Source organism: Pseudomonas putida (assembly GCA_041071465.1).
GTDB classification, from domain to species: Bacteria; Pseudomonadota; Gammaproteobacteria; order Pseudomonadales; family Pseudomonadaceae; genus Aquipseudomonas; species Aquipseudomonas putida_P.
The window spans coordinates 4,307,443-4,322,958 of the sequence record CP163498.1 but is presented as its reverse complement, the minus strand read 5'-3'; the positions used below and the strand labels follow the sequence as shown (position 1 = coordinate 4,322,958).

Here is a 15,516-nt window from a genome sequence, read left to right as displayed (position 1 = left end):
GCATCACGGTCTAGAAGACAAGTCTACTGGTGGCTGACCCAATACACGGCAGTGACCACCACCAAAACGATCAGGCAGAGGATCGCCCAGGCATCGACGCTGCTGTCAGCTTTGCGGACCTTGGTTGAGTTTCCCATTGCATTGCCTCTTGTAGTGGTTATGGGAATGCACTTCACCACCAGCAGTTAAGACGAGCAATGCCCTTCACTCAAGCAGGGTCTTTCAATATTCGACCGGTGACGTAAGAAATGGGTAGCGGTAGCCCGGCGGCCGCCCTTCAGCGCTGTACCGCTGGAAATCGACGCCGTAATCGTCCCGTTCCAGCAGTTTCAGCCAGCGCTTGGCTTTGGCCTGATCGATCGCCTGCAATACCGGGGCACTGTGCTCGCGCAGCCCGTCGCGGTTCAACGCCAGCCCTTGAGCGTCATCGTGCAGCATAACCATCGCCCAACCGCCCAGGGTGAAATGCCCACCCATCAGCACGCTCAGGCGCCCATCGATACGCGCCCGCAAGGCCTCGGGCGAACTGTTGACGGCGCCGAACAGCACGTCGCGCCCCGGTGTGTGCCCAGCTTCCTCGAACGCCTGCATGGCACCAAAGGCCATCTCGTCATTGGCCGACCACACCAGCCGGGTGGCCGGGTAGCGCTCCAGCAACTGCTGGGCCTGTTCATAGGCGCGCTGGCGGTTCCAACCGCCGTACACCACCTGACGCAGGCGCACCTGGGGGAAGTCGGCCAGCGCACGGCGCATGCCCTCCTCACGCAACTGCGAGGCCGGGGTGGTCTTGACCCGGCAAAGGCCACCAGGTCCACCGGAAAGCTGTCGCGAGGCAACTGTGCGACCATCTGGTGCAGCATTTGGAAGCCCGCCTGCTCGTCGTTACTCATCAAGGTCCCCAGAGGCTCGGCGTACTTGTCGGGCTGGGCCTCGATGCTGCGGACCTGGCTGGCGGTCAGGCCATTGTTGACCAGCAGCAGCTTCACACCCGTGCCACGTGACAGGCGCAGGATTTCCGGTGCCACGTACTGCTCGTTGACCAGCACCAGGTAGTCCGGCCGCTGCGCCCCACCCAGAATTGCCCGGGCCTGGCTCAGCGCCAGGTCGGCGCGGCGCTCGCTGTACTCCACCCGCAGGGTCATGCCCAGCTCATCCGCGGCGGCCTGCATGAAGCGGGTATAGCTGGTCCAGAACGTCTCGGTGGACAGCCCAGGGTTGAGGAACACCACCGAAGCCGGCTGCGCACTTGCCGTCAGTGGCAGGGCAAGACACAAGCTTTGGCACAGGGCCTTGAGCATGGGGTCACATCTCTGCGAAGCAAACGCCGGATTATAAACGCCTGGCTACGCTCAGCGCACAAATGGCAGTCAGTCTCACATAGTCCATTTGGTTCTTTTCATATGCAAAAACATCACTTTAGCGCATAACTGCAACCTGATATCGTTCCCCGGCTCCGTACCGGAGTGCGCGGCCGTGCGCGCGAATAGCTGCATGCCTGAGACAGGACTTTTATGTACGTATACGACGAGTACGATCAGCGGATCATCGAGGACCGCGTCAAGCAGTTCCGTGATCAGACCCGCCGCTACCTGGCCGGTGAGCTGAGCGAAGAAGAATTCCGCCCTCTGCGCCTGCAGAACGGCCTTTATATCCAACGTTTCGCGCCGATGCTGCGTGTCGCCGTGCCGTACGGCCAGCTGAACGCCACCCAGGTCCGCACCCTGGCCAAGATCGCTCGCGACTACGACAAGGGCTATGCCCACATTTCCACCCGCCAGAACGTGCAGTACAACTGGCCGGCGCTGGAAGACATCCCGGACATCCTCGCCGAGCTGGCCACCGTGCAGATGCACGCGATCCAGACCAGCGGCAACTGCCTGCGTAACACCACCACCGACCAGTTCGCCGGTGTGGCCGCAGACGAAATCATCGACCCGCGCCCATGGTGCGAAATCGTCCGCCAGTGGACCACCTTCCACCCGGAATTCGCCTACCTGCCGCGCAAGTTCAAGATCGCCATCAACGGCTCGCAGGAAGACCGCGCCGCCATCGAAGTGCACGACATCGGCCTGGAGCCTGTGCGCAACGCTGCCGGCGAGCTGGGCTTCCGTGTGCTGGTCGGCGGTGGCCTGGGCCGTACCCCAGTGGTGGGCTCGTTCATCAACGAGTTCCTGCCGTGGCAGGACCTGATCAGCTACCTGGACGCCATCCTGCGCGTGTACAACCGTTACGGGCGCCGTGACAACAAGTACAAGGCGCGGATCAAGATCCTGGTCAAGGCCCTTACGCCGGAAGTGTTCGCCGAAAAGGTCGAGGCCGAAATGGTCCACCTGCGTGGCGGCAGCACCACCTTGACCGAAGATGAAGTGCAGCGTGTGTCGCGCCATTTCGTCGACCCGCAGTACCTGGCCCTCGACAATGTCGACTACGCCGCCCAGGACGCCGAGTACCCAGGTTTCGCCCGCTGGCGCTCGCGCAACACCCGCGCCCACAAGCGCCCTGGCTATGTGGCCGTGACCCTGTCGCTCAAGCCCACCGGCGTTGCCCCTGGCGACCTGACCGACAAGCAGCTGGACGCCGTGGCCGACCTGGCCGAGCGCTACAGCTTCGGCTTCCTGCGTACCTCGCACGAGCAGAACATCATCCTCGCCGACGTCGAGCAGCGCCAGTTGCACGCGCTGTGGCTGGAGCTGCGCGAGGGCGGCTTCGCTACCCCGAACATCGGCCTGCTGACCGACATCATCTGCTGCCCAGGCGGTGACTACTGCTCGCTGGCCAACGCCAAGTCGATCCCGATCGCCGAATCCATCCAGCGCCGCTTCGACGACCTGGACTACTTGTTCGACATCGGCGAAATCGACCTGAACATCTCCGGCTGCATGAACGCCTGCGGCCACCACCACGTGGGCCACATCGGCATCCTCGGTGTGGACAAGAAGGGTGAGGAGTTCTACCAGGTGTCGCTGGGCGGCAATGCCGCGCGTGGCGCGAGCCTGGGCAAGATCCTCGGCCCGTCCTTCGCCCAGGATGCCATGGCCGATGTGATCGAGAAGCTGATCGCCGTGTACGTCGAACAACGTACCGAGGAAGAGCGTTTCATCGACACCTACCAGCGTATTGGCATCGACCCCTTCAAGGAACGCGTCTATGCAGCGAATCATTAAGAACAACCAGATCGTCGACGAAACCTGGCACCTGCTGCCCAAGGAAACGTCCTTTGACGAGCTGACCAACTGCGACGACTACATCGTCCCGCTGCAGATGTGGCGCGACCATGCCCACGTGCTCAAGGCCCGCGATGGCGGGCTGGGTGTGTGGCTGGACAGCGACCAGGAAGCGGAAGAGATCGGCGAAGACGTGCAGCACTTCCAGGTCATCGCCCTGAACTTCCCGGCATTCACCGACGGGCGCAGCTACTCCAATGCGCGCCTGCTGCGCGACCGCTACAAGTTCAAGGGCGAGCTGCGCGCCATCGGCGATGTGCTGCGTGACCAGCTGTTCTTCATGGCCCGTTGCGGCTTCGATGCGTTCGCCATCCGTGCCGACAAGGACCCGGAAGACGCGCTGCAAAGCCTGAAAGACTTCTCGGTGACCTACCAGGCCGCCACTGACGAGCCGCTGCCGCTGTTCCGCCGCCGCTGATCGTCCAGCCCCAGCGAACAGCCCGCCTTTCAGCGGGCTGTTTCGTTCATAGGCCCTGGCGCTCAATGGCCTCGCGGCTCAACTCAAGAAAAAGCTGGCGTTGCGCGGCCTCACGCTCTGCACTGATCTGCTCGATTTGCATGAGGTAGTCATGATCGCTTAGCGCTTCCGATTGCTCGAGCAATGTATCCAGGCGCTGCTGGAACGGCTCGTTCATGCGGCTGAAACGCGCCGATTGGTGACTGCTTAAGTAATCTTGCCAAAAGGATCGATCGGCAAGCGCTTGAGCCAAGGATTGTGGCGTCTCCTCCCGCAGTACCTCGCTGCGGGCCGACTCCAGGTCTTTATGGCTAACCCCGCTTACACTCTCGTACGCCATATGTTCAGGCTGCGCCGGGAGGTCGAGGCTTTCAGCCAGTTTGACACGATAGGCCAGGTAAACTTCGACGGGATCGTCCGAGTAATAGTGGGCGATATGCCGTGCCGCTATCGCGTTTACCTTGTCCAGACGAGACAACGAACGCCCCAGCATCACCAGCGCCCGCTCCCTTTGCAAACCACTACTGGCCGATGCAGCCCTGGAGGCCATCGCGCCAACCTCCAGCTCGCTCAGCGTCAGCAGCAACTCGTCACTGCAACTGCGCGGCCGGCTAGCTTGCTCGAAAAGGCTGGCACGCACTTCGGCGTGCTGCTCGCACGCTTCGAGGATATGCCACACGCGCGCTTGAAGGTCACGGGGGCGTGCGTGGTATTCACGCAAATCCTGCAAATCAGCGATAAATTGGAACAGATCACTCGCCCCGTCCTCTTGGCGCAACAGGTTCCAACGCGCCAATCGAACTTCGCGTTGTGCCGCAGTAAACCCTGACAACCATGGGGTTGCGTCGCTGGCGTCAATCGATAGGTGAGTCGCTTGCGTACGCTCAGATGCCCCCGCTGCGGCCCTGGCCAATTGCAAGCGTTGGAGGGTTTCATCCGAGAGTGGATTGTCGTGCAGCTCCAGCCCCCCTAGCAAACGTAGCGGCAACATGGACAGCGCTTCAGGCAACGTCTGGATCTGGTTGCCACGCATGTCCAGCAACTCCAGATTTCCGTGCCTGGCCAATTCAGCTGGCAAGTTGCCCAGCCCTGTGTTGCGCAAGGACAAACGGCGCAGCAAGGGGAATGATGTCAAGGGTGGCAGCAGGCCCACAGGGTTGCCGTTGAGCTCCAGACGGCGCAGCCCCACAAGTTGGCTCAAGCGAAGATTATCGTCGCTGGAAAGAACGATCCGATTGCCACCAAGGCGTAGGTTCCTCAATTCGGCCAGTTGCTCGATACCTGCAGGAAGGCGTGTAAGCTGGTTGCCACGCAAATCCAGGTTACGCACCTTGCTAAAGCGAGCAAGGAAACCCGCGTCAAGGGCCGCCATCCGCATATCACGTAGGGTCAGGTGCGTGATATGGTCAAAAGCCACGTTCTCGGGCAAGGACGGCAAGTCACCCACTCTGTCACCCGCGATCGTCAGGTGATAATCACCCGTCAACTCCCCAGGGTTCATGCGCTGCCAACTCGCCATAATGCGCCTGGCAACCTTGATGCGACGCAACCGGCGAATAATGTTCAGCCCCGTTTCATTCCGCCAGCTTTGCAATGCCTGCTTGAGACTAAACTTGGCCCGTAACAGCTGGCTGACATGGTTCCACGGGTCAATCCCCCGTTGAGCCAGGTCTTGCAGATACGCCTCCAATTGTTCGTTGCTCATTAGCGGGTACACGTGATTCAACGTGCGCTTTAGTGCCTGGCGCGTCCCCGACAGGTGGCCGCTGAGCGGATAGCCCAAACGCCCATCGTATAAACGCACAGGAGGGCGTATACCCTGCCCCACCTGGGCCAGCCCAATCAAACGGGCCGCCGCTTCACGGTCAGCAAGCGCTTCACGCCCAAGCCGCTCGCCCAGCGCGCTTTCCGTCATTTGGCTACCGCCGAGCAGTTGTAGCTGGCGGCTGTCCAGCTGCCGCATTAACGCTTGCAATAACCCACCCTGGTCAGCGGTAGGCAGTTCAACCTCGACCCCAGCCGGCCAGGGTGCGATGGCATCGATCAGCCCCCGCGCGAGCCTTGCGCTGTCGTCATTTGCGGCAGAGGCCTGGCGCAAACCTGCGCAGGCACGGTCTATCCGGCTGTCGCGCACCGCCCAGCGCGCCCGCTCCGCCAAAGCCAACGGTACCCGCCCTGCGCTGGTCAGGCTTTCCAGTTCGTCGCTATTTGCCCCTTCAACGATTTCCCATGCGCAGCGGTGGGAAAGGCTCGGGAAGTTCCGCATCAATAGGTGGTCCGCTGCCTGCGGATTGACCTGCCGCTCATTGAACAATTCCTCGAAAGCACCACCCCGTAATGCCGGGTAATCATGGTGCAATTGCTGACGCTCAAGGGCGTCGAGCAAGCGTGCCGGGGGTGGCGCATTTTCCAGTAACAAACGGCGCAGGCAATCTGCATCGAAACCGGTGAACTGTAGCGCAACAGACGCCGCCTCGTCGGACACTTGGGCCGTGCGGCTGGCAAGGCGGCGCACCATGTAAGCGGCGTCCTGCCAGCACTGCGGCTGCTCAAACTCATGCACCCATCCTCCGGCACCATTGTGTTCAAGAGCTGGTACATAGGCCCCCGGCCGCGTGGGGTGATGAATACGCAATGTGCCATCGCTGTGTTCGCTTACCTCATAGGTAGCATCGTGCAGGCGCCTCAGCGTTCGGCCATTTTCAGTGGCCGCCTGCCCAACGATCAAATTGACGCCATCATGCTGATACGCCGACAGCGCTGGATCGCACAAGCGTAACTGGCCATCCTCCAAACTCACCGGCACCATGGCATCTACGCGTGCCACTCGCTGGGCCAGCTTGCCGAGTGCCGCCGTGCCGGCGGCCGTCACCGCCCCCAGCGCCACCGTCTCGGCCACGTTGAACAGGTGCCCCAATGCGGCGTTGCGGTCGCCCAGTTGCCAATCCTGGTAGCCTTCGTACACCTCGTCCGCCAATTGCACTGCCGTCAGCCCAAGCAAGGCCTGACCCAACACCGGCACGAACAGCGCGGCCAGGCCTGCAATGCTAAGCCCCAAGTTCAGATAACCTTGTAAGCGTGCGTGGCGGTCGGCGATATCCTCATCCTCTGTCGACACCGCCAAAACCCGAGCGTCATCCAGTATTTTGTGGAGACGGGCTTTGCGCAGTGCGACGAACACGCCCCCCTCGACCACAAAGCAGCGGCCATCCAGCTCAAGCGGTGAACCTGTATCGTCTTGCGTGAGCTGCAAGTTCAGGGCCGTATGGAAGGCGACCCGATCACGCTCTGCGATAAAACGCTGGAAGTACTTGCGATACGCTTCGCTGCGCAAACGTACGCCAAGCGCCGTGTACAGCAGCTCCCAGGTTGCATACCCGCTCACCGGGGCATAGGGGTCCTCGGGAAACCACGCGATAACTCCTAGTAGTTCAGCGTGCTGACGCACTTCGATCACAAGTGCACCAACGACCTGCTTGCCCAGCAGCCTCAAGGTATGGCACTTCAACACAGTATTGTCGGCGGGCGACAAAGGTGCTGCGTTCACAATGCGAGCAATACGTTGATACGTCTGCTCGTCGATCTCACCCTTGGTCCTGGCGAGGATGGCCGCAGCGTCCAGGTTGGCGCTTGACGCCTCCTCCATGACTTCGGTGATCACCTCGCCTTCAAGGTGCAATTTCAAGTGGTTTTGATACTGCCGCCCGATATCGAGCCGTCGGCAGAGCTCGACGAATGCCTTCACGCTCAGCGGTAGCACCTGCCCACTCGCATCGACCAACTGTGACCCTGTAGCGAACCAGCCAGGCTGCGTTTCATTTTCGTGAAAGTTATGCAGCGCCGCTGAAAGAAGCACCTGGGTGCTGACAATTTGCGACCAATACAGTGGCAAGGAGGGCGCGATCGGCGGGTTCAGTCGCCGGGTCACCAGGGTGACCTGGGCCAAGCGCAGGTCTAGCTGCGTGATCGAGTGCTCCGCGAGCGCGCTTGCAAGCAACGACTCGGCAAAGGTTTCCAGGGGGCTGATGGCTTGCAGCCGGGCGTTGAGGGCGTCCTGGGCTTTTTGTTGACGCAGCAACGCCACACGCAATAAAGCCAGGTGTTCGGCTGAAGCACCTTTGAGCCAACCTGGCAGTCGGCTGGCAATCAGCGCATCGATGGAGTCAGCAGGTATTACAGAAGTAGCCATCGGCAGTGTGTCCGCTTGATAAAAGCGGTAGCTGACCAAGTTATCGACCTGTTCAGGCCATACTTATGTAATGGAGACACAGCTTGACGGGCGATTCGTGCCTCCCGATCAAATGACTTTGACGCAGCGGCCGCTTATTCACTGCCTGCCAAACCTGCACACTGGCCATCACACGAACTTCCCCAACTTTCCAGGAGTAACCCCATGAGCGTTCCTTCATTCGGCCTCGGTACCTTCCGCCTGACCGGCCAAGCCGTCATCGATTCGGTCAAATCGGCACTGGCGCTGGGCTACCACGTCATCGACACCGCACAGATCTACAAGAACGAAGCCGATGTTGGCCAGGCTATCGCCGAAAGCGGTGTACCGCGCAGCGAGCTGTTCATCACCACCAAGATCTGGGTCGACAATTATGCCGCCGACAAGCTGATACCCAGCCTGCGCGAAAGCCTGGAAAAACTGCGCACCGACTACGTCGACCTGCTGCTGATCCACTGGCCAGCGCCGGGCAACGGCGTTGAACTTACCGAATACATGACGGCCTTGGCCGACGCCAAGAAACTAGGCCTGACCCGCCAGATCGGTGTCTCCAACTTCAACATCGAACTCACCCGCCAGGCGATTGAAGTAGTCGGCAAAGGCGAAATCGCCACCAACCAGATCGAACTCAGCCCATACCTGCAGAACAGAAAGCTGACCGCGTTCCTGAAGGAACAGGGCATCACCGTGACCTCTTACATGACCCTGGCCTACGGCAAAGTGCTGAAAGACCCGGCCCTGGCCGAGATCGCCGCCAAGCACAAAGCCACCGTCGCCCAAGTAGCCCTCGCCTGGGCACTGCAACTGGGCTACGCCGTGATCCCATCGTCGACCAAGCGTGAGAACCTGGCCAGCAACCTGCTAGCCCGCGACCTGAAGCTGGACGCCGACGACATGGCACGAATCGCCACCCTCGAGCGTAATGGACGCGAAGTCAGCCCTGACGGACTGGCGCCGATCTGGGACTGACGACAGCACGGGGGGGAGCACCACGCGGGTGCTCGCCCTGTGGGTTTTGCGCTGACCAGTTGCTGGCAGTGGCTGGCCAGTCAAAAGCGCACCCCCACATTGACCATCCCCGCCGCTGCCCCCAGCACCACGAATTCCGCCCCCAGCGGCCCCCAGTGCACGCCAAACGACGGAATGATCACCGGCGCAATACCAAAATGGTTCAACGGGATCTTGTCGTCGTACTCACCCTTGTAGCCTTCTATCAGCCCCCCGCTCAACTTCACGTACACGGGATAACGGTCGTTTTCCCAGACCTTGCCCAGGTAGGCATAGTACGAACGCTGGTAGAACGAGTTCTTGAACGTTGCCGCGCCCCACAGCAAACCATCCGTATAGACTCGTTCGATGCCGACCAGCTCCTGGTGGTTGTTGTGATCCGGGTCATGGCTCCAGTGCTTGGTGTAGGCGCTGGTCTGCACGTACCAGTAATCTCCTTCACGCTCGCCATCCTCGGCGTTTGCAGCCAGACTCATGATCAGCAGCCCTACCGCTGCAAATGACGTCCTGTTCATGTTCAACGCCTCATGGGTCAATCCAAAGACCCTAGCCAAGCCCAAACCATCACGCCAATGCAATGGCTTCGGGAAAGAGCTGTGCACCTAAATCACCGTTGCACCTGGCGAAATTATGAAGTCCCCAGCCCAGGCATTCTCGCCACGGCGTTGAACCACTACGCTCCTACGTGCCCCTTCAACCCTTGGGAGTTACCCTGATGCCCCGCCCCCCGTTCCCCCCTTCACCCAGGAAAGTGCCATCGAAAAGGTTCGCCTTGCCGAAGATGGCTGGAATGGCCGCGACCCAGCCAAGGTCGCGCTCGCCTACACCCCCGACACGGTCTGGCGTAATCGCGTCGAGTTCCCCCGTGGCCGTGCCGAGGTCGAGGCGTTTCTGACCCGCAAGTGGAACCATGAACTGGAATACCGCCTGATCAAGGAACTGTGGGCATTCACCGGCAACCGCATTGCCGTGCGCTATGCCTACGAGTACCACGACGATAGCGGCCAGTGGTTCCGCGCGTATGGCAACGAAAACTGGGAGTTTGCCGACGACGGCCTGATGTGCAACCGCCATTCGAGCATCAACGAGCACCCCATCAGCGAAGCCGAGCGCAAGTTCCACTGGCCTTTGGGGCGGCGCCGGATGACCACCCGGGCTGAGCGAACTGGGCCTCTGATCACCCCAGCGGCAGTGTGACCTTGGCTTGCAGACCGCCATCGGGGCGGTTGCTCAATGTCAGGCTGCCGCCTTGCTCCAGCACGATGGCCCGTGCGGCGGGCAGGCCCAGCCCCACACCGCCAGTGTCGCGGTTGCGTGAGCCTTCGATCCGGTAAAACGGCGCGAATACCTGCTCATGCAGTTCAGGCGCGATGCCCGGTCCGCGATCCTGCACGGTTATTTCTATCTGCCTGGCGGTTACCATCAACATCACCGTTGGCTCGCACCCGTACTTCGCGGCATTGTCGATCAGGTTGACCAGCACCCGTTTGATACCCACCGGCCTGCCGGTGTACACGCAGCGGCGTGGCCCGCTGAGGCCAACTTCTACGCCCGCATCCTTGAAATCATCCACCACGGTCAACAGCAGTTCGCCTAGGTCGAATGCCGTGGTGGGCTCCAGCCGAGCATCATCACGGAAGAACGCCAATGCGGCGTCGACCATTGCCTGCATTTCATCGACGTCCTTGAACAACTTGGCCTGCAGTTGGGCATCCTCGATGAACTCGGCACGCAAACGCATGCGCGTCAGCGGTGCACGCAGGTCGTGAGAGATGGCCGCCAGCATCTGGGTACGGTCGTTGAGGTAATGCCTGAGCTGCGCCTGGGTGGCATTGAACGCCAGAATGGCCTGGCGCAGGTCGTGCGGGCCGACCACCGGGATGGGTGGGGCGTTGAAGTCCTTGCCAAACCTGCGCGCCCCTTCGGTAAAGCGCTCCAGGGGTTTGGCCAGAAAGCGCGTTGCCAAGAACGCGACGGCAAAACTGGACGCCAGCATCAAGCCGAGGATGATCAGGTTGCGCGGCAGTTCATCCAGGCCCCAACTTCGGCTAGTAGCGCGAAACAGCACCCAGGACTTGTCGCTCAACTCGACCATCAGGGCATAGCCACGCTCAGGGGCGTATTCCGGCATGTCGGAAGGCTCGAATGCCTCAACCCTGGCATCCGGCCGCTTGAGCAAGGCGCGCAGAATAGGCGTGCCCTCGCGGAACTCGGCATCGACCAACACCGGGACGCCCGCTTCGTCATGGCGTTGCAGCCAGCGCACGGAGTAAGAACCGTCGCCCGCCGCGCCGGCAATATTGCTGCGCTGCGCTGCGGGCGCGGCATCGAGGATGCGAGTCACCGCTGCTACTTTCTCGATCACGCCACTCTCCAGCAGTGGCGGTTGCGCCCACACGCTCAGCAGCAGGCTGAACAGCATCTTGAGTAGCAGCAGGAACAACATCGCCGTCAAGGTGGTCAGGGCAATCCAGCGGGCAATGGTGATTCTTGGCTGCGGCACAGCCTGGCGCAGCCGGGCGAACAGGCTCATCGCCTGGCGACCACGGGTGTGAACAGGTAGCCGACGTTGCGCAGGGTGCGGATCAACGGCTCATTGCCGCTGTCGGTTTCAAGCTTGCGGCGCAACCGGCTCACTTGCACGTCAACGCTGCGGTCATAGGCGTCGTAGGCTTCGCCACGGGCCAGGTCCAGCAACTGCTGGCGGCTGAGCACCCGGCGCGGATGTTCGGCAAACACCAGCAACAGCTCGAATTCACCGTTGGACAAGGGAATCATGACGTTTTCCGGCGAGCGCAGTTCGCGCCGCACCACATCCAGTTGCCAGCCGGCAAATTCGAGGGCCGAGGCATGGCTGGTTGCACCTCCCGCCCCCTCGCCGGCCCTGCGCAGCACTGCCCTCACCCGTGCCAGCAGTTCACGGGCGGCAAACGGTTTGGTCAGGTAGTCGTCCGCCCCCAGCTCCAGGCCCACCACCCGGTCACTCAGCTCACCCATGGCGGTCAGCATGATCACCGCCACCTTGTAATCGGCCAGCAGCCGCTGGCACAGCACCAGGCCACTGTCACCAGGCAACATCACATCGAGGATGACCAGGTCCGGCACGCGCCGCTCAAGCGCCTGCCAGAGCGCATTGCCATCACAGGCCACATCTACCTCGTAGCCATGCTGGCGAAGAAACTTCTGTAACAGGTCGAGCACCTCGACATCATCGTCGACTATCAGCAAATGGCTCACAAAAAAGCACCGCAAACAAAGTAACCAAGCGGTACTTTACGGCCATCGCCACGCGGCCGTCATATATTTCAACCCTGTAACAATGTGTCCGAGCAGAGACAATCCAGACATTCCCAGGCAAGAAAAACCGGGCAGCATCGCCGCCAGTTCTTGCCAGGAATGCACCTATGTCCCGTTCATCCTCCACCTCCCGCTCCGCGCGCTCTGGCGCGCTGGCATTGTCGCTGCTCATGGCCGCAGGCTGCAGCCAGCGCGCCCCGGCCAGCATGGCCTGCGGCCCTGTTGCCTATCAGGTCAGTGACCCGGCGGAGCCCGCAAACCGCGTGGTGTTTGCCTTCAATCGCACGGTCGATGACTACCTGCTGACCCCTGTCGCCCGGGGCTACTCTGCGCTGCCAGATTTTGCCCAGCAGGGCGTGCACAACTTCGCCAGTAACTTCGGGGAGCCCAAGGTGTTCGCCAACGACCTGCTGCAAGGCAATGGCGAACGGGCAATGACCAGCCTTACCCGCTTCATCTTCAACACCACGCTCGGTGTGGCGGGGTTGGTCGATGTGTCCGGCAAGATGGGGCTGAGCCAACACCGCTCGGACTTCGGCCAGACCTTCGGCGTTTGGGGCATCGGCAATGGCCCCATCGTCGAGCTGCCGCTGCTGGGCTCGCACAATCTGCGTGACGCCACCGGCACGGTCTTGAGCATGGCGGTGGACCCGTTCGGCGATCACAGCGATACAGTCGATACACTCACTACCGTGGCCACTGCCGGGCACGTCGTGGACGGCCGCGCTGCCGCGCTACCGGTGACCGACTTGCTGCACACCTGGCCCGATTACTACCTGGCAATGCGCGATTACACCGCGCAACAGCGCAGTAACCTGGTGGCGCAAGGCAAGGCAGGCGAACCTGGTACGTGGCAAGCCAAGTGCCCGCAGGTACCCGGCCATGAATGATGCCCACGCCGCCATGCTGCTGTTCCGGCGCCTGGAGGGTGCCGCCCGGCAACCGCTGTTGCTGCACGAACTGGAGGCCCGGGTGTCTGCCGATGGCCGCAATCTGGTCCTCAGCCGCTATCGCGAACGCTATACCGCCGAGGGTGAGCCCTACCGGCACGAGGCTCACCGCAGCGTACCGATCGCTGCGTTGCTGCGCTGGATGGCAAGGCACGAACGGTAAAAAGGCCTCACGGGCACGGATGCCGCACAGATGCCCGAAACGCGGCAGTGGCTGCCTGTTCGGCGTGAGACAGGCAACCCAGGCACTGGCTAACCTGCGGCGGCAATGCCTTGCTCCCTTGCCACAGAAGAACCTTGCCCATGACAACCTCTACCGCCTCCATGGCCACCGCCACGCCTGCCGACCAGCCTCAGGGCTTCGCGGTCCGTATCGTCGGTGCCGCCGCATTCGCCCACTTGCTCAACGACTTGATCCAGGCCGTACTGCCGTCGATCTACCCGATGCTGAAAAGCGATTTCACGCTGAGCTTCGCCCAGATCGGCTGGATCGCCTTGATCTACCAGGTGACCGCCTCGCTGCTGCAACCTTGGGTCGGCATGTTCACCGACAAGCACCCACAACCCTACCTGCTGCCGGCCGGCATGTTGGTGACACTGGTGGGCATCGCCCTGCTCGCCTTTGCCGGCAGCTATGAAATGCTGCTGGTGGCGGCCGCCGTGGTCGGCGTGGGCTCGGCGACCTTCCACCCCGAAGCCTCGAGGGTGGCCAGGATGGCCTCCGGCGGGCGCTTCGGCACCGCGCAATCCGCCTTTCAGGTCGGCGGCAATACCGGCTCGGCCCTCGGCCCGCTGCTCACCGCCGCCGTCGTCATTCCGCACGGCCAGCCAGCCATTGCCTGGTTCATGCTCGCAGCCGCGCTGGCGGTAATGGTGCTGCTGCGGGTGACCGGCTGGAGCGTGCGTCACGGCCAGGCCCGGCTCAAGACCTTCGCCAGCCAGCAGGCGCCCGGGTTGTCGCGCAACGCCATGTGGCGCGCGGTGGTGGTGATCGCCGTGCTGATGTTCGCCAAGTTCGTCTACATCGCTTCGTTCACCAACTTCTTCACCTTCTACCTCATCGAGCATTTCGGCCTGAGCGTGCAACACAGCCAGCTGTACCTGTTCGTGTTCCTCGCAGCCGTGGCGCTGGGCACCTTTGCCGGCGGCCCGGTGGGTGACCGTATCGGGCGCAAGGCAGTGATCTGGGTCTCGTTCCTCGGCGTGGCGCCCTTCGCACTTGCCCTGCCCCATGCCAACCTGGCCTGGACAGCGGTACTGGCAGTGGCCATCGGCCTGGTGATGTCCTCGGCTTTCGCAGCGCTGGTGGTGTATGCCCAGGAGGCAGTGCCAGGCCGGGTCGGCATGGTCTCGGGAGTGATGTTCGGGCTGATGTTCGGCATCAGCGGTATCGGTGCCGCCGGCCTCGGCGAGCTGGCCGACCGGTATGGCATCGAGTGGGTGTACCAGGCCATCGCCTTCCTGCCGCTGCTGGGGCTGGCCACCGCGCTGCTGCCGGCTACCCGCTCACAAGCCCGGCCCAGCCGTTGCTGCTAAAGTGGCGCTGCCAGGCTGCATCTAGACGAGGACACGATGGTAAAGCCGCAGCGTGAATTGCTGGTGGAGGTCGATGGGTGGACCTGGGAAGTGGGTAGCCGCGCGACGGACTACCCGAGCGACTGGTTCATCGAGCCCCATCACCATGCCAAGCATCAACTGATCTATGCCATCAAAGGCCTGATGATCGTCGTCCGGGCAACGAATGCTGGACTGTGCCGCCCAGCCGCGGTGTATGGATGCCTTGCGGCCAGGTGCACGCCATCCGCTGTGTCGGTGATGTGAAAATGCGCAGCGTGTTCGTGCGCACCGACGCGGCGGCGGGCCTGCCCCTGCAGAGCAAGGCCATCAGCATTTCGCCGCTGCTCAGTGAGCTGATCAAGGCCTCGGTGGGCTTTACCGCGCCGTTTGCCGAGGACTCGCGAGAAGCCCGGGTGATGCGGCTGATCCTCGACGAGATCTGCGTACTGCCCACCTTGCCGCTGAAGCTGTCGCAGCCCAGCGACAAACGCTTGCGGGTGATCTGCTCGGCGTTGCATGAACGGCCCGACGATAATGCCACCGTAGCCGACTGGGGCCTGTATCTGGGGGTGGACGAAAAGACCATCCAACGGTTATTCCGCAAGGAAACCGGCATGACCTTCGGCCAGTGGCGCCAACAGGCGCGACTGATGCAGGCGCTGGAACGGATTGCCCTGGGCGAGCGGATCATCGATGTGGCGGGCGCACTGGGGTATGACAGCCCCAGTGCCTTCGCCAGCATGTTCAAGCGCCAGTTCGGCACCACGCCGAGCCAGTTCTTCAAATAGCCTGCAG

General features: G+C 62.0%; 10 protein-coding genes and 3 pseudogenes. 8 read left to right on the top strand and 5 right to left on the bottom strand.

Annotated elements, in window-relative coordinates; translation table 11 throughout:
* Nucleotides 1-222: 222 nt before the first annotated feature.
* A pseudogene (locus tag AB5975_19940) lies at nucleotides 223-1,298 on the bottom strand (ABC transporter substrate-binding protein).
* A 213-nt stretch (nucleotides 1,299-1,511) separates the two neighbouring features.
* Here AB5975_19940 and AB5975_19935 point away from each other — a divergent pair.
* Both AB5975_19935 and AB5975_19930 read left to right on the top strand, forming a co-directional pair.
* A complete protein-coding gene (locus AB5975_19935; GenBank protein ID XDR18840.1) occupies nucleotides 1,512-3,164 on the top strand; it encodes a nitrite/sulfite reductase in 1,653 nt (550 codons plus the stop codon).
* On the top strand, nucleotides 3,148-3,642 hold the full coding sequence (locus AB5975_19930; protein ID XDR18839.1) for a DUF934 domain-containing protein: 495 nt from the start codon (nucleotides 3,148-3,150) through the stop codon (nucleotides 3,640-3,642). Before AB5975_19935 ends, AB5975_19930 begins: the two co-directional genes overlap by 17 nt.
* Nucleotides 3,643-3,688: 46 nt before the next feature.
* On the opposite strand, the gene AB5975_19925 is transcribed toward AB5975_19930, so the two are convergent.
* Nucleotides 3,689-7,870, bottom strand: a complete 4,182-nt coding sequence (locus tag AB5975_19925; GenBank protein ID XDR23002.1) for an NEL-type E3 ubiquitin ligase domain-containing protein — start codon at nucleotides 7,868-7,870, stop codon at nucleotides 3,689-3,691.
* Between the two features lie 204 nt (nucleotides 7,871-8,074).
* Here AB5975_19925 and dkgB point away from each other — a divergent pair, with 204 nt between their 5' ends.
* Nucleotides 8,075-8,878 (top strand): 2,5-didehydrogluconate reductase DkgB, encoded by an 804-nt coding sequence (gene dkgB / locus AB5975_19920; GenBank protein XDR18838.1) that lies wholly within the window; start codon nucleotides 8,075-8,077, stop codon nucleotides 8,876-8,878.
* A gap of 80 nt (nucleotides 8,879-8,958) precedes the next feature.
* Here the strand turns inward: dkgB and AB5975_19915 are convergent, their stop codons facing one another.
* The gene (locus tag AB5975_19915) at nucleotides 8,959-9,432 is read right to left on the bottom strand and encodes a sn-glycerol-3-phosphate transporter (GenBank protein ID XDR18837.1); all 474 of its coding nucleotides are present in this window, start codon (nucleotides 9,430-9,432) and stop codon (nucleotides 8,959-8,961) included.
* Nucleotides 9,433-9,673: 241 nt separating this feature from the next.
* Here AB5975_19915 and AB5975_19910 point away from each other — a divergent pair.
* Nucleotides 9,674-10,094 (top strand): annotated as a pseudogene (locus AB5975_19910) (DUF1348 family protein).
* Here the strand turns inward: AB5975_19910 and AB5975_19905 are convergent.
* Both AB5975_19905 and AB5975_19900 read right to left on the bottom strand, forming a co-directional pair.
* Entirely contained in the window at nucleotides 10,095-11,450 is a 1,356-nt protein-coding gene (locus tag AB5975_19905) for an ATP-binding protein (GenBank protein XDR18836.1), read from the bottom strand.
* Nucleotides 11,447-12,154: a response regulator gene (locus AB5975_19900; protein ID XDR18835.1), complete on the bottom strand. Its 708-nt coding sequence runs from the start codon at nucleotides 12,152-12,154 to the stop codon at nucleotides 11,447-11,449. The genes AB5975_19905 and AB5975_19900 overlap by 4 nt, the downstream gene beginning before the upstream one ends.
* 167 nt (nucleotides 12,155-12,321) lie before the next feature.
* Here AB5975_19900 and AB5975_19895 point away from each other — a divergent pair, with 167 nt between their 5' ends.
* The 4 genes and pseudogenes from AB5975_19895 (at nucleotide 12,322) to AB5975_19880 (ending at nucleotide 15,509) form a co-directional block, all read left to right on the top strand.
* Nucleotides 12,322-13,104, top strand: a complete 783-nt coding sequence (locus AB5975_19895) for a VacJ family lipoprotein (protein XDR18834.1) — start codon at nucleotides 12,322-12,324, stop codon at nucleotides 13,102-13,104.
* Entirely contained in the window at nucleotides 13,097-13,327 is a 231-nt protein-coding gene (locus AB5975_19890) for a hypothetical protein (protein XDR18833.1), read from the top strand. Before AB5975_19895 ends, AB5975_19890 begins: the two co-directional genes overlap by 8 nt.
* A gap of 140 nt (nucleotides 13,328-13,467) precedes the next feature.
* A complete protein-coding gene (locus AB5975_19885; GenBank protein XDR18832.1) occupies nucleotides 13,468-14,700 on the top strand; it encodes an MFS transporter in 1,233 nt (410 codons plus the stop codon).
* A gap of 36 nt (nucleotides 14,701-14,736) precedes the next feature.
* Nucleotides 14,737-15,509, top strand: a pseudogene (locus AB5975_19880) (helix-turn-helix domain-containing protein).
* Nucleotides 15,510-15,516: the final 7 nt, after the last annotated feature.